The sequence below is a fragment of the Flavobacterium sp. WC2509 genome, assembly GCF_052683105.1.
In genome coordinates, this window is sequence record NZ_JBQZFG010000001.1 from 4022567 (window position 1) to 4038466 (window position 15900).

The following is a 15900-nucleotide window of genomic DNA, read 5'->3' on the forward strand; positions in this document are numbered from 1 at the left end:
TTATGAAAATCAATCTTTATAACTTGGTACATGTATTTGTGCTTTATATTATTGTTGGCTTTGGTGCCATAAATGCGCAGAAAATGGAAAATTTAGAGAGAAGCAAAATTAATATCAATTCCGATTGGAATTATTTAGAAAATGATGCTAAAAATCTATCCGAAATAGTAAATGCTAGTAACTGGGTTGGAATAAAACTGCCTCATAGCTGGAACAGTCAAGACGCCACGGATAATAATCCTGGTTACCGAAGAATGGCGAGCTGGTATAAAAAGAACCTTGTTATTCCTATTATTGATGGGAATAAAGAGTATAAATTATATTTTGAAGGGAGCAATATTACCACTACTGTATATGTGAACGGAAAAGAAGCTGGGAAACATATTGGAGGCTATGTCGGTTTTACTTTTGATATTACAAAATATATAAATGCAGGAAATAACGAAGTTTTAGTTCGTGTTGACAATAGTTACAACATTGAAATAATTCCATCCCAGAAAAGTGATTTCTTTATTTATGGCGGAATTACAAGAGATGTTTGGTTACTGTCAATGGCAAAGAATCACATTGAGAATATTAAAGTTACAACACCAAAAGTTTCAGAGAAATCAGCTTCTTTAGTGGTTGTTGCTTCGGTTAAAAACGATAAAGGTTCTGCTGGATTTTCTTATTTGGCACAATTGACGAATCCCAAAGGAAAAGTAGTTGCTACCAAAAAGGGAAATGTATCGGGAGAACAAACAACAATAGAATTCGACGAAATTAAAAATCCACAATTGTGGGATATTAATGCTCCAAATTTATACTCTGTTAGTGTTTCATTATTGGAAAACGGAAAAACAATCGACAAAATTGACGACAGAGTAGGTTTTCGATGGTTTGAATTTAAAGATAACGGACCATTTTACCTGAACGGAAAACGAGTTTTGATTCGCGGAACACATCGTCATGAAGAACACGCAGGGGTAGGAGCAGCAATGTCAAACGAACAACATCGAAAAGATATGGAATCCATAAAAGAAATGGGTGCCAATTTTGTTCGACTGGCACATTACCCACAAGATCCAGAAATTTATAAAGCCTGTGATGAGTTGGGTTTATTGGTTTGGGATGAGTTACCTTGGTGTCGTGGCGGGATTGGAAATGAAGTTTGGCAAACCAATACCAAAAATTTACTTTCCGAAATGATCAATCAAAATTACAATCACCCTTCAATTATTATATGGTCTTTGGGGAACGAAATGAATTGGCTTCCCGATTTTCCTGATGGTGATAATATTGAAAAAACGAATGTTTTCTTAACAGAATTAAATACTATTGCACATAAATTAGATCCAAATAGAAAAACAGCTATTCGAAAATACGAAGAAGGCTCAAAAATCGTAGATGTGTTTTCGCCTTCTATTTGGTCAGGCTGGTATTCTGGAAGCTATAAAAGTTATAAAAAGGCAATCGATAAATATAAATTAGATTACAAGCATTTCATCCATGCCGAATATGGCGGAGATAGTCATGTTGGGCGTCACTCTGAAAACCCAATTACAGGCGAAGGTCTTATAAAATCGGAAGGTTGGGAAGAAGCCATCGTTCAAACTAAAGTGGCCAATATTGCGCAAATTGGAGATTGGAGCGAAAATTATATTGTTGATTTATTTGACTGGCATTTGCATATTTCTGAAAATGACCCAACATTTGTGGGTAACATCCAATGGGCTTTTAAAGATTTTGGAACACCTTTACGGCCAGAAGATGATATTCCTTATATGAACCAAAAGGGATTGGTGGATAGAAACGGAAACCTAAAAGATGCTTATTATGTATTTAAAAGTTACTGGAGTGACAAACCTTTTGCTTATATTGAATCCCATACTTGGACTGAGCGTCAGGGTCCAAAAAACACCTCTCGTGTACTAAATGTTTTCAGTAATTGTCCTAAAGTGGAATTCTTTCATAACGGAGTTTCCTTAGGTATAAAAAACCGAAACACACAAAGTTATCCAGCTTCGGGTTTGACTTGGGACGTGAATTTCACAGAAGGAAAAAATACCTTTATAGCTGTTGGAACAGCAAACGATGGCAAAAAAGTAACCGATACAATTGAAGTTAATTATCGTTTTACAAAGAATGAAGCAGCTGTAGGACTTGTTCTATCTTCAGAAAAATTGCAAAACGGAAACTATCTGGTAACTGCAATTGCCGTAGATAAAAACAATCTTCGTTGTCTGGATTATGAAGATCGTGTTTATTTCCAATGTTTATCGGGTGGTCAGACTTTAAAAAATCAAGGTACACCAACAGGAAGTGAATCGATTAGAATGTCAAACGGAAAGGCTGCTATTGAAGTTATTCCAAACACAAATGGAGATTCAATTGAAATGACCATTTTAAATCAAAATTTTAAAGGGGAATATTTAAAATTCAAAAAAATATAAATTATCAAGATGAAAAATATAAAATACATCGCATTTCTTTTACTCTTTTCTAGTGTTTCCGCACAAACTATAAAGGAAACCTCAAATGATTTTCCAAAAACTATTGTTTTGGAAGGAGCAGTTTTACAAAAGAACTCTCAACTACTAGTTAAAAATGATACCGAAAAAACAGCAGCACTCCAAAGTCTTTTGCGTCAAGCTGATAAGATAGTAAAGGCGAAAAAATTATATTCGGTTATGCATAAAAGCCAAGTTCCTGCAAGTGGAGATAAGCACGATTATATGAGCACAGGTCCGTATTGGTGGCCAGATCCGACCAAACCTGATGGATTGCCATATATTAGAAAAGACGGATTGCGTAATCCGGAATACTATAAAATTAGTGACTCTCAGGAAATGGATCTGGTAGAAGATGATGCTGAAACTTTGGCTTTGGCCTATTATTTTACGAAGAAAGATAAATATGCAGAATGGGCTTCAGAAGTAATTAAAACTTGGTTTTTAAATGCAGAAACAAAACAAAATCCAAATCTTAATTTTGGTCAGGCTATTCCAGGGTTAAATACGGGTAGAGGTATAGGTTTGATCGAAACCAGAGGATTATTTCGTGTAATTGATGCTGCGATTTTGATTCAAAATTCAAATAGCTGGTCTAAAGACGATCATTTGGCACTAAAAAAATGGTTTTCAGACTATTTGACCTGGCTCACTGAAAGTCCAATAGGAAAAGACGAAGCCGATGAACATAACAATCATGGAACTCATTACAGTGTTCAGGTAATTTCGTATGGAATTTTTACAAATCGTGCTGAAATTGCTTTAGCTGAAATTGAAACTTTTAAAAATAGATTAGAAAGTCAATTAAAACCAGATGGAAGCCAGCCTTTCGAATTGGCAAGAACAAAATCCTGGAATTATACCAATATGAATTTGGAGGGTTATTTTATTGCCGCCCGCTTAGCCGAAAACTGCCAAATAGATCTTTGGCATTATCAAACCAAGGAGGGTAAAAGTATTAAAGCTGCTTTGGATTGGTTGCTACCTTATATAGATTCGAAAAAGAAATGGGAATATGAGCAGATTCATAATATAGGTTTTGATGAAACTGTCAGAATTTTGAAGACCGCCTCAAATGAATATTCCAATTCGGATTATGATACTTTGGCAAAAAAGGTGGATGTAAAGTCGTATATGCTTCCTTTTAACCAATTGGCTTTTTAAGTTCATGCGATTTTAAGAGAAAGTTTTTTTGACTTCATATAACGATTTTACAATTTCTATTTCCTTTGGTGTATTCAAAATAAATTCTCAAGATAATCCTAACCTCTAATTTGGTTTAAAGGACGATCTTTTTTTAGTAAACCCTGTTCGATGATTCGAGCAGGGTTTTGCTTTTATAAATAGAATTAGTTTGTTCGAAGATTTACTAACGATACTAAAACTTTTGAATGATTATCGGTTTATTATTTCATGAGTGGACTATTGGGATCCCATTTTTGGACATTCATTATTGTGTTACATCTTAAATTTGAATCGTTCATTTATGTATTATGTTTAAAAAAGTTCGTAACAAATTATATTATTTGTTTTTTATTTCAGAAATAAATAATACATTTGGAGAACCAAATTGGTAAACCAGTTTGGTTCTCCAAAATAAAATAACAATTTTGGAGATTTTAAATTATTTGCAAAACTATTTCACAAATTAAAAAACCACTATTATGAAAAGAATTTTACAATTATCAATTTTAATGGCCTTTTCTCTTTCTTATGGGCAAAGAACACTGCCTTTATATGAAGGATTTAATTACATAGCAGGCACTAATGTTATAGGACAAGGAGACTGGACTAATGCTTCTACATCAACAGTTACGAATGATGCTTTGATAGCGACATCACCAGTATGGGGAAATAATGGTTTACCAACTGCTGCGGGTGAAGCTTTGGCCATAAGTAGGGCTGGAGATGATCCTCAATTGGCTTTTGCGCCAGCTCCACAATCGGGTTCACTATATTCTTCATTTGTGATGAAAGTGACTAGTCTTATGACGGGAACTGTTGCGACTCCGTCATATATAACTTCTGGAACTTCAACGGCAAGTGGACCCGCTCCATCTTTCTTTTTTAGTTTTGCATTCTTTAATACGGGAACAAGTTCAACTTCTTATGCTGGTTCAGTGTTTATCAGAAGAGATAATAGTACGGATACTGATAAATTTCGCTTAGGAATTGGCGCATCCAATACTGTTGCTGTTGATGCAGATGTTGTTTGGAGTCCTACGGTATTCACTATTGGAGATGAAATCGTGGTGGTAACAAAATATGATATAGACAATAAAGTGGCGAAAATGTGGATAAATCCAACAATTTCTTCAACAGAGCCAGCGGATCAGGTAGTTTCTGGAGTTAGAACTGGAAGTATCAAACCAGATAGATTACGCCTTAACAAAAATAGTGCTGCAACAACTCCATATATGATCATAGATGAAATAAGAGGAGCTAATAACTGGGGCGAGGTCGTAGGAGGTGCTTCAACTTTGGGATTGTCTAAATCTGAAATAGCACAATTAAAAGTATATCCAAATCCAGTTTCAAACGGGACATTGAATATCAGTTCTGCGAATAACAGTGAAAAAGAAGTTGCTATTTATAATATTTTGGGACAAAAAGTGTTCCAAACCCAAACGACTTCTGGAGCAATCAATGTATCAAGTCTTGGTAAAGGAGGTTATCTTCTGAAAATTACCGAAGATGGAAAATCAGAGACAAAAAAACTGATTGTCCAGTAAAGAAAACATTTGAATAGAATAGTTTATGCGGTATTTTTTAATTAAAATGATATCGCATAAATTTTCAATAACAATAGTCATTAACTCAAAAAACATTAAAATTGAAAAAAAGAATTCTAATACCTGTTATGGCAGCAATGCTGTCTCTATCTTCTTTTGCGCAAACAAAAGATACTGTGACGACAAAGCCGGTTGCAATTCCAACGGGTTATGTTGCTAAACTCGACGTGGTTTATACTAAAGTAAAAGGCTGGGACGGTAGAACGGATTTGTATCTTAATCCAAATGCTCCCAAACCAACTCCAGTTATTATCAATATACATGGTGGTGGTTGGAAATCAGGTACGAAAGAGTCTCAAGGTGGTTTTAATCCTTATTTTAAAGCTGGTTTTGCAGTAGCGAATATGGAATACCGTTTGTCTGGTCAGGCCAAAGCGCCCGCAGCTATCGAGGATACCCGTTGTATGTTGATTTATTTAATAAAAAATGCAAAAGAACTTAATATAGACCCGAACAAGATCGTGATTATGGGCGGAAGCGCTGGTGGTCATCTTGCTTTGATGGGCGGATTATTAGCTAATGATCATCGTTTTGATACCAATTGTCCCGGAGTTGAAAATATAAAAGTTGCTGCCATCATTGATAAATATGGTATTATGGATGTTTGGGATTGGACTTATGGCCCTGAGCATAAAAGCTCTTCTCCTAAATTATGGCTGGGAGATAATGCGAAAGACGAGGCTTTTATTAAGTCAGTTTCACCTATTTCGTATGTGACCAAAAACAGTCCACCGATTTTCATAGTTCATGGTGATGCGGATCCAACTGTTCCTTATCAACAGTCGGTAGATTTATACAAGAGGCTTCAAAAACTAGGTGTCAAATCGCAATTTATCACCGTTCCAGGCGGGGGACATGGCAAATTTGATAAAGAAATGAACAACGACATTAATAAATCAATCATTGAATTTCTTAAAGGCATTAATTTTTTTAATTAAAAATTAGAATAATATCAATAGTAGTAATTTTTGCTCTAAAAATTAATAAAATGAAAATACAGAATAATACAAAAGTTACTTTGGCAATACTGTTTTTGGCAACTTCTTTTTCGGGATTTGCCCAAGTTACATTAAAGGCAGATGGACTAGGAGATACTTATGAATTAATTAATAGTGTGTTTGCTCCTGGGTACGATGCTGTAGAAAATCCAGAATGTGCTCATGCTGATTTTGGTCGTCATATCACAGAAATTTGGGATTCTGATTTAAAAGAAAATGTCTTTAAATTTTACATTCACGTTACTCCGGATAACGACCGTTGCGAAAATTTTGATCGTCAAAGAGTTGAAATTAAAACCTTTGAATCTTCACCAGATAATTTGAAAGGTGCCTTGGGTGAAACAATTACTTATAAATGGAAATTTAAACTGCCTACTGGATTTCAGCCCTCCACCAATTTTACCCATTTGCACCAAATTAAAGCAGTAGGCGGATCTGAAAGCATTCCTATTTTTAGTTTATCAGCTAAAAAAGGGAAGACTAATAAAATGAATTTGGTTCATGACAATGTAAATATCTTAGCTAGTGCCAATTTATCGGATTTTGAAAATACATGGGTCGAAATTACAGAAGTAATTAAAGTTGGTGCTAATGGTACTTATTCTATGACCATAAAAAAAATCGATGACGGAACAGTAGTACTTTCATATAGTAATGCAAATATTATGACTATCAGACCTGACAATAATTTTATTAGACCAAAATGGGGTATTTACCGCAGCCTGAAAAATCCCGAAGAATTAAGAGATGAATCCGTTCGGTTTGCAGATTTTTCTATAACTGAAGGAGCCGTTTCCAATAAATAATTGTGATGGAAATTATAGGAGTAAATCAGAATCTTACTTTTTCTCGCTTTTACATATGGATCGTTTTAATTTTAATTGGAAATCCATTTTCGTCTAAAGCACAAATCACTTTGAATGCTGACGGTCCAGGAAATACTTATGAATTAATCAATAGTGTTTTGGCACCAGGTTATAATGTTGTGGAAGATCCAGAATGTGTGCATAGTGCGTTCGGGCGTCATATAGCTGAAGTGTTTGATACAGAATTGAACAAAAATGTTTTTGAATTTTATATCCATGTAACACCAGATAATGATCGCTGCATAAATTTTGATCGACAACGAGTTGAAATTAAAACCTATGAATCGTCACCAGATAATTTGAAAGGTACTCTGGGAGAAACCGTTACTTATAAATGGAGGTTTAAAATACCTGCTGGTTTTCAGCCTTCAGCTAATTTTACACACATTCACCAGGTTAAAGCGGTGGGTGGGGACGATGATGATCCTATTTTTACATTAACACTCAGAAAAGGGACGCCCAATAAATTAGAACTTAATTATGTTAAAGAGAGCTCTTTAAGTACAAATAAGTATAAAAATGTAGATATGTCCTTGTTTGAAGGCATTTGGATGGAGGCAATTGAAACCATAAAAATAGCCACATCGGGTACCTATTCCATTACTATTAAGAGAGTTGATAATGGAGTTACGGTGCTAAGTTATAGCAATCCAAATATTTCCACCATTCGATTAGGAGTAGGCGGGGTAGACAACAGTTTTATTCGTCCAAAATGGGGAATATATAGAAGCTTGCTTAATGATGCCAGTTTGCGAGATGATTCTATCCGTTTCTCAGATTTTAGCATATCAGAAGGAACTTTGGCTACCGATGACTTCACTTCGAATATTGAAGATGTTGTTTTGTTTCCTAATCCAGTTGTCGATAATTTAAAACTTCCTGAAGAAATTATGCAGGAGTATGACAGCATCCACATCTTCAATACTAATGGAGAATTAATTGTCTCACAAAAAATTGTATCCAGAAATTTAGATCTTTCTCATTTAAGTTCAGGATTGTATTTCGTTTCATTTTTGAAAAATAGCATTGAGACGAAAGCGATTAAAATGCTAAAAAAATAAAATGCATTTAACTCGCTAAAATTTCTAAAACTGCTTCAAAGGAATTTTTTAAAAACAAATTTATTATAAGTTTTTTCCTTTGGAACTGCAGATCATTATTAAGGTAAATTATTATTTATTTTATTTTAATCTCTTTTAATTTTTATTGTTTAAAAAATACCCCAAAAAAATATAGTATTTGTTTTTTATTCGAAAATAAGTATTATATTTGGATAACCAAATTGGTTAACCAGATTTAAATAAAACCAAATTCAGGTTGTGAAATTTTATTTGAAAACTGAAAATCGATTCAACTGAAAGTTTTTTGAGCTGATTAGATTGCGTTTTTTACAAATGAAGTTTTTGACCTTGAATTACAGGCAGATAAAGGTGATATTATCTAAATATTGGACAATTTTACCCAATTTCAGGATTATTGTTTGTGAGCGAATTTTAATTTTGAATCGTTAAAAAAGCAGATTATTAAAGTATTTGATACTAATTCATACTATCATTTTTTGAGACACTTTTTTGATCACAACCATTAAATAGAACTAAAAATAATTATTTACAAAAAAAAAACAATAACGAGATTCAATGAGAAAAAAATGATTTTATCCAATTCTAAACAGAATTAAAAATACGATTAACTAGAAACCAAATTAATATTAAATGAATAAATTATGAATAAACCAATCTTACTGTTTCTCCTAATTTTCACTTCAATTATATATGCACAGACTGATAAGCTAAAAATTTCAGGTACTGTGATAGATGAAAAAGGAATGCCAATACCGAACGTTACAATCACCTTTGATGAAAAAGCAGTATCGACAGATATAGAAGGGAAATATACTATAGATGTCAAAAGTTCTAAATCAAGTGTGAAGTTTTCCTTTATAGGTTTCGAACCTCAAATTGTTGTGGTGGGAAAAAACAAAACAATAGATATCACTTTAAAAGAGTCGACAAATGCTCTTGATGAGGTAGTTGTTATTGGGTACGGTACCCAAAAAAGATCCCATGTTACTGGTGCTGTATCAAAATTTAAAGACGAAAAACTGGATGAAATTGCAGTATCAAGGCTAGACCAGGCATTGCAAGGAAAAATTGCAGGGGTTCAGATTCAAAATACTTCATCAGAGGCAGGATCTGATACTCAAATAACTATTAGAGGAGTTAGTTCTGTAAATGCAGGTGCAAGTCCGCTTATTGTTATTGACGGACAGCCTGTTCCAGATGGATTGTCCTCTTTAAACATGGCCGATGTAGAATCTGTTGATGTTCTTAAAGATGCTGCTTCTGCTGCTATTTATGGTTCTCGTGGGGCAAGTGGTGTTATATTGATTACTACTAAAAGCGGTAAATCGGATAAGGTTAAATATTCTCTTAAATATTCAAGTGGATTTAAACAAGCTTACAGTAAGTATCCTGTTATGTCTTCTACGGAATATGTAGAACGTTTGTTTGCCGAACGCGATTTAAAATTAACGGATCCTAGTGTGAATCAAGCGAACAATACAATTACAGCCAACAACAGAGCCACTTATGTTGTAGAACAAGATATGTTGGGAGGTAAAGGTATTGATTACCAGGATGAGGTATTGCAAACTGGGGAATTTAGAAATATTCAGTTGAGTGCCACAGGAGGTACCAGTAAGGTTCGTTATTTTTTATCGGGAGGTTACACTGGAGACGAAGGAGTTATGATTAAAAGTAATTTCGAAAAATATAATTTCCGTTCTAAGTTGGATATTGATTTGAGTAAAAAAGTCAAACTTTCGGTTAATTTGAATCCATCTTTTCAAACAAAAGAATCTCCTTCTGAGAATTTTACAAATTTTATACGTTATCCAAGTTTTCTCCCTATTTATCACAATGAGACAACAGCGGCATTTGTACGTCAAAATAGTCTATGGTCTGGTGTAAAAGCAGGAGATTATGCACATCCAAGACATTTTAATAATTTGACTTACTCTGGAATTATGCCAGATGGAACTATGTGGGCGCCAACGGTTGCAAGTCCATTTAACTCGGCACAAAATAATCCTATGGGTTCTCTTCTTAGCCAGGAAATTACTACTGACGAATATAGATTCCAAGGTAGTGCAAACCTAGTTTTTAATATACTTCCAGGTCTGGATTTTAAAACTATGGGAAGTGTGTATATGAATTATGCCAAAAGACAGGAATGGGCAGATAGAGATGCAACAGGAGATGGAGTTGTAAATAAAGCTGTTTACATTAATAATACTTATATTGATTTGTTGTCTGAAAACACGTTGAATTATAAAAAGTCATTTGGACAGCACTCTTTGGATGCTTTAGCTGGATTTACTGTTCAGAAAACACAAAAGAGCAATATACAAACCACAGGTCTGTCTTTTCCGAGTGATAAGATACATACTCTAAATAATGCTTTGCAGTTTGATAAAAATGGTACTTTTAGTTATGAGACTCCAATCGGTTTGTTGTCATATTTGGGAAGAATTAATTATTCTTATGCGGGTAAGTATTTATTGTCTGCCAGTTTCCGTGCAGATGGTAGTTCATACTTTGGTGCGGGTAATAAATGGGGATATTTTCCAGCCGCTTCTGTAGGTTGGGTTGTTTCAAAAGAAGAATTCTTGAGCAAAGCAGATTGGCTTAGTAAACTTACTTTTAGAGCAAGTTATGGTGTGTCTGGTAATAATAGAATTGTAGAATTTGGATATGTTGATTTATTGACTTCTGCAAACTATTCATTAGGTGAGGGATCTGGTTCTGCCGTATCTGGACAGACACCGACAACAGGAATTCTAGCTAATCCGGACATCACATGGGAAACTACAAACCAAGCCAACTTTGGAATGGATCTTTCTATACTTAAAAACAGGTTTAATCTTTCTGTTGATGTTTATCAGTCGAAAACTAATGAGCTATTGTTGCAACAAGCCAATATGGCATTTACAGGAGTTCCTTTGTATTGGAATAATATCGGAAGTTTAAATAATAAAGGAATTGAGTTTGAATTATCAACTACGAATATTAAAACAAAAGATTTCAAGTGGACGACTTCTGCCAATTTATCTCATACGGAAAATAAGGTTAGAGAGTTAGGGGATGAAGCTTATTTGAGAAATCAAGGAGAGCGTACAGAAGTGTATCAAAATAAAGTGGGAGATCCATTGGTTCAATTCTATGGTTTTAAGACAGATGGGGTATGGCTTTCGCAATCACAAATTGATCAAGCTAAAGCTGGTGGTTTAACAAGTTCGTTGCCAAATTTATTTATTCCAGGTGGACTAAAATTGGTAGATACAAATGGAGACAATGTTCTTGATAACGATGACAGAACTGTAACTGGAAATCCGTACCCAGATTTTACGTGGGGAATTACGAATGTCTTTACTTACAAAGCGGTTGATTTTAGTTTTACTTTTCAAGGTGTGCAAGGTGGGGAGTTAGTTAATGGAGATCCAAACTACAATGAGACTAAACAGCGTAACACAAACTACAACACAAATCGTTGGTTAAGCGAAATGTATCCTGGAGATGGAAAAACGCCTTACGAATTGAATGGATTCAACTGGATGCTTACGGATTATGTGGTGGAGGATGCTTCTTACTTTGCACTTAGAGAGGTTAGCTTAGGATATAATTTTCCTGAATATATGGCAAAACAAATAGGGTTAAGTTCTTTACGTTTATATGCATCGGGACAAAACATGTACTTTAATTCAGCTAAAGGGTATAGAGGAATCAATCCAGAAGGGCGTTCTAATAACGGACCTTATGCGAGTTCTTTAATTAGCGGATACCAAAGAGGTGCTTTTCCGATTCCTAAAACAGTAATCATTGGAATAGATCTTAATTTTTAATTTAAAACAAACTTGATTATGAAAGCATTAAAATATATGATGATTCTCCTTTTTGGAGGTTTATATGGATGTAATGACGTCATCGATTTAGAGCCGGAATCTAATAACGCAAGATCAGACTACTATTCTAATTATGGAGAGATTAGAACTGCATTGATGGGATGTTATAGTGGGCTTCAAAAACCTTTACTCGAGGAATGGAAGATGTCGGAATTGCGTAGTGATAACTCCATAATGGGGGTTGCTAATACTACTTCAACCGTGAATAATGATTTGAGTTATTTGGATGAGTTTTATCCTGAAAGTTCCCATCAAGGAATTTATAACTATTGGTTGAATACTTATAACAATATAAGAGGTACCAATCTTGTTTTGAATGCTCTTAAAGCAAATTATAATCCAACTACGGGTGTAATTGAGTATGAAGACACAGTGGTTCCAGTTACTGAAGCAGAGCGTAAAAGTTTAGCTGCAGAAGCTTGTTTCTTAAGAGCCTATTCTTATTTTAATTTAGTGCGTTTGTATGGTGGGGTATTTTTAGTGCACGAAGACATAACACCCGACGAAGCAAAAAAAATGAACCGTTCTTCTGTAGCAGATATCTACAAATTGATTGTAGCTGATTTGGTGAATGCATCAGCTAATGGAGTTAGTGCTAAATTTAATGCTACTACACCGCCTTCTGATCTTGGAATTGCTAACAAATGGAGCTCAGAAGCGTTGTTGGCCAAAGTATATCTTACCTTAAATAAAAAAGCAGAAGCGGCTGTTTTGTTAAACGATGTTATTGCTAATAGTGGTTATGGTTTGGAAGGTTCATATGCCAATGTATTTTCTACTACCAATGAAATGAACAAAGAAATTCTTTTTGCTATTCGTTTTAAAGCAGGTGGTTTAGGCATGGGAAATTCAATTCCTAATTTATTTGCGCCATTAAATAGTGGAAAAGCAGTCATAAATGGAGATGGTAAGGGGTATAATACTCCTGCAGGTGAATTGAATACTTCGTATGCTGCCACTGACCAGAGAAAAGCAGTTAATATTGGAACCTTTGGAACAGGATCAAAAGCAGTATTGTATGTTAAAAAATACATTTCTACGGTAGCAGTTGTTAATGATGCAGAAAATGATTGGCCTGTTATTCGTTATTCAGATGTGTTGTTGATGTTGGCGGAAGCTAATGGAAATTCTACAGCAAGTATGGGATTAATCAATCAAGTGCATGTAAGAGCAGGGCTTACAGCGTTGCCTACAACTGCAACGGTAGCTGTTTATGAAAAAGCATTAGCAAATGAAAGAAGATGGGAATTAGCATTTGAAAATCAAAGATTTTTTGATTTGTTGAGATTTAATACAACTACAACAACTTTGAAAGTTGAACAAATCATGAGTAGTCATTTTGCAGTAATGTATCCTTTGCATTATAAAAATTATCCCGCTCCAAATTTAAGTTTGGCAGATCTTCAAGCGAATGCAAATTCAGATCATATGTTGTTGCCTATTCCTCAATATGAGATAGATACGAATTCGCATATTGTAATTCCTCAAAATCCTGGTTACTAGGATATATAAAATTTGGTTTTAGTTTTTTAGTAAGAAACACTCGATATTAATCTTTTGTAAAAGAGCGATATTGGGTGTTTTTTTTGCATAATAATTTCTTGTAAAAAAGATTGAAAGTTGTAAAATTTACATTATATTTGGTAATCCAATTTGGTTTACCAATTTGGATTACCAAAAAAAAGTTTTGTAAAATCTTTAATTTTTTAAACATGAAAATAATTACTCTTATTAAACAGAATGCCTTTTTTAGGATTATGAATTTTAAATTCATTTTTACAATAGCGGCAGTATCAGTTTTTAGTTTGAATATGCATTCACAAACAGTTACAACTCTTGCTGCCTTTAAGACCGCAGTAAGTGCAGCCGTTCCAGGTAGCACGATTATTGTTAAAAATGGTACATACCCTGATTTTATTACGTCTATTAGCAAAATTGGGACTGCACAAAATCCGATTACGATTAAGGCAGAAACGGTTGGAGGGGTTGTTTTAACTGGAAATTCTAATTTTGGAATTAAAAAATCAGCTTATATTAATTTTGAAGGTTTTGTGTTTAATTGCACAGGCAACAGTACTTTGATAAAATTGGAGGCATCCAATAATGTTCGAATTACAAAGAATGTTTTTGAACAAACTGCAACGGCTGCGGTAAAGATAAGCTGGATTGTGGTTGTGGGGACTTTTGATGACTATACTTTTCAAATGTTAAGTCATCATAATAGAATAGACCACAATATCTTTAAAAACAAATTGACTATGGGGAATTTTATCACAATGGATGGGACTTATAATCAAGCCAGAACTGAAAATTATCAATCTCATCATGATAGAATTGACCATAACTATTTTTACAATAACTCTCCAAGAGCCGAAAATGAAAAAGAATCCATCAGAATAGGAAATAGTCAGTTGTGTAATTCCAGTGGTTATACAACCGTTGAATTTAATTTGTTTGAAGATTGCGATGGTGATCCAGAAATTGTTTCCGTGAAATCGAATGATAACCTGGTTCGATATAATACATTTAATAGAAGTATTGGAAGTTTAACACTTCGCCAGGGCGCCAGAACTCGAGTAGAAGGTAATTATTTCTTTGGAGGAGGAAAGGCTGATGCAGTGTACGTACCAAACCCACAAACAACTCCACCAACAACACCACAACCGATTCATACAGGAGGTATAAGGGTGTATGGGACAGACCATGTTATTGTGAATAATTATTTTGAAGGTTTGCAGGGTACGATTTGGGATGCGCCAATTGCATTGACTCAAGGAGACGTGATTACTGGTCAGAGTACCGACCCTAGTTTGCATTACAGACCTGAGCGTATCACTCTTGCATACAATACATTGGTGAATAATACGTACGGAATTGAGCTGGGGTATACAAGGGCGGATGGTTCGTATAATAAAAAGTTGGCAGATATTACAATAGCCAATAATATAGTGGTTGGATCGCAAAATAATTTAGTCAAATATTTTGCAGATCAGCAGGGAGCAATTACATGGGCTAATAATATAATGTATCCTACAGGAACTGCACAGCTAGTTACTGGTGGTCCTGCGTTTACAGCTGATCAAGTTTTAGTTCAAAATCCGAACCTATCTTTAAGTGGTTCTATCTGGAAAGCAACAAATACTTCTCCAGTTATTGCAGATGCGGTTCCTTCTTTAAATGTGAACTTGGATATTGATGGCCAGTCAAGATCTTCAATCAGCAATGCTGGTGCGGATAATTTCAGTGCTGATCTTGTTACTTATTTTCCAGTTACAATTAATGATGTGGGTCCAAATTCTCCAGAAGGAAATCTTTCTGTTATTACACCAACTGCTTCTTCTGGAGTCTTGCTTTATCCAAATCCTACAAAAGGGTACTTGGAATTAACTCTTCCTTTTTCGCAAAATGAAATAGCGGTAGAATTATTTAATAGTCACGGCCAGCTTGTTGAAAAAGGAATTTATCCTGTAGTGTCGGGAAAGGTTCAATTAAATCTTGAAAAGCAGTCTTCAGGGATTTATTTTCTAAGGGTTAACCTAGATGGAAAGCAAATGAATTATAAAATCATTAAGCAATAATAATACAAATTTTTTATCCCTCCCATTCTCAGTTTTTAGATTGGTAATGTGGTATTTGTTATTCTTTTTTTTGATTTTAATTAAAGGAAACACTATAAAATGGGGCGTATTGAAAAATTTTAAAATTTTTAGAGTTTAATTTTTTTTAATGCAAAATGAATTATACTCTGTCAGCTAAATTGGTTAACCAATTCGGTTGACTGGAAAAAACAATTAA

The 15900-nt window shown here is 34.4% G+C and carries 9 protein-coding genes; all 9 read left to right on the plus strand.

All coding sequences use genetic code 11. The features are described 5' to 3' along the window. The first annotated feature begins 2 nt into the window (after positions 1-2). Positions 3-2432: a glycoside hydrolase family 2 protein gene (locus tag ACUN3A_RS16675; protein WP_445552415.1), complete on the plus strand. Its 2430-nt coding sequence runs from the start codon at positions 3-5 to the stop codon at positions 2430-2432. 9 nt (positions 2433-2441) lie between these two features. Further along, a complete protein-coding gene (locus tag ACUN3A_RS16680; protein ID WP_445552416.1) occupies positions 2442-3653 on the plus strand; it encodes an alginate lyase family protein in 1212 nt (403 codons plus the stop codon). A 500-nt stretch (positions 3654-4153) separates the two neighbouring features. Continuing rightward, positions 4154-5221, plus strand: coding sequence for a T9SS type A sorting domain-containing protein (locus tag ACUN3A_RS16685; protein WP_445552417.1), 1068 nt, complete (start codon positions 4154-4156; stop codon positions 5219-5221). Between the two features lie 101 nt (positions 5222-5322). Next, positions 5323-6219: an alpha/beta hydrolase fold domain-containing protein gene (locus ACUN3A_RS16690; protein WP_445552418.1), complete on the plus strand. Its 897-nt coding sequence runs from the start codon at positions 5323-5325 to the stop codon at positions 6217-6219. 50 nt (positions 6220-6269) lie between these two features. Continuing rightward, positions 6270-7085 (plus strand): T9SS type A sorting domain-containing protein, encoded by an 816-nt coding sequence (locus ACUN3A_RS16695; protein WP_445552419.1) that lies wholly within the window; start codon positions 6270-6272, stop codon positions 7083-7085. A gap of 5 nt (positions 7086-7090) precedes the next feature. Further along, the gene (locus tag ACUN3A_RS16700; RefSeq protein ID WP_445552420.1) at positions 7091-8206 is read left to right on the plus strand and encodes a T9SS type A sorting domain-containing protein; all 1116 of its coding nucleotides are present in this window, start codon (positions 7091-7093) and stop codon (positions 8204-8206) included. A gap of 662 nt (positions 8207-8868) precedes the next feature. Continuing rightward, the gene (locus ACUN3A_RS16705) at positions 8869-12045 is read left to right on the plus strand and encodes a SusC/RagA family TonB-linked outer membrane protein (protein ID WP_445552421.1); all 3177 of its coding nucleotides are present in this window, start codon (positions 8869-8871) and stop codon (positions 12043-12045) included. 18 nt (positions 12046-12063) lie between these two features. Beyond that, a complete protein-coding gene (locus ACUN3A_RS16710) occupies positions 12064-13608 on the plus strand; it encodes a RagB/SusD family nutrient uptake outer membrane protein (protein ID WP_445552422.1) in 1545 nt (514 codons plus the stop codon). A gap of 209 nt (positions 13609-13817) precedes the next feature. Next, positions 13818-15683, plus strand: coding sequence for a chondroitinase-B domain-containing protein (locus ACUN3A_RS16715; RefSeq protein WP_445552423.1), 1866 nt, complete (start codon positions 13818-13820; stop codon positions 15681-15683). The last annotated feature ends 217 nt before the right edge of the window (positions 15684-15900 follow it).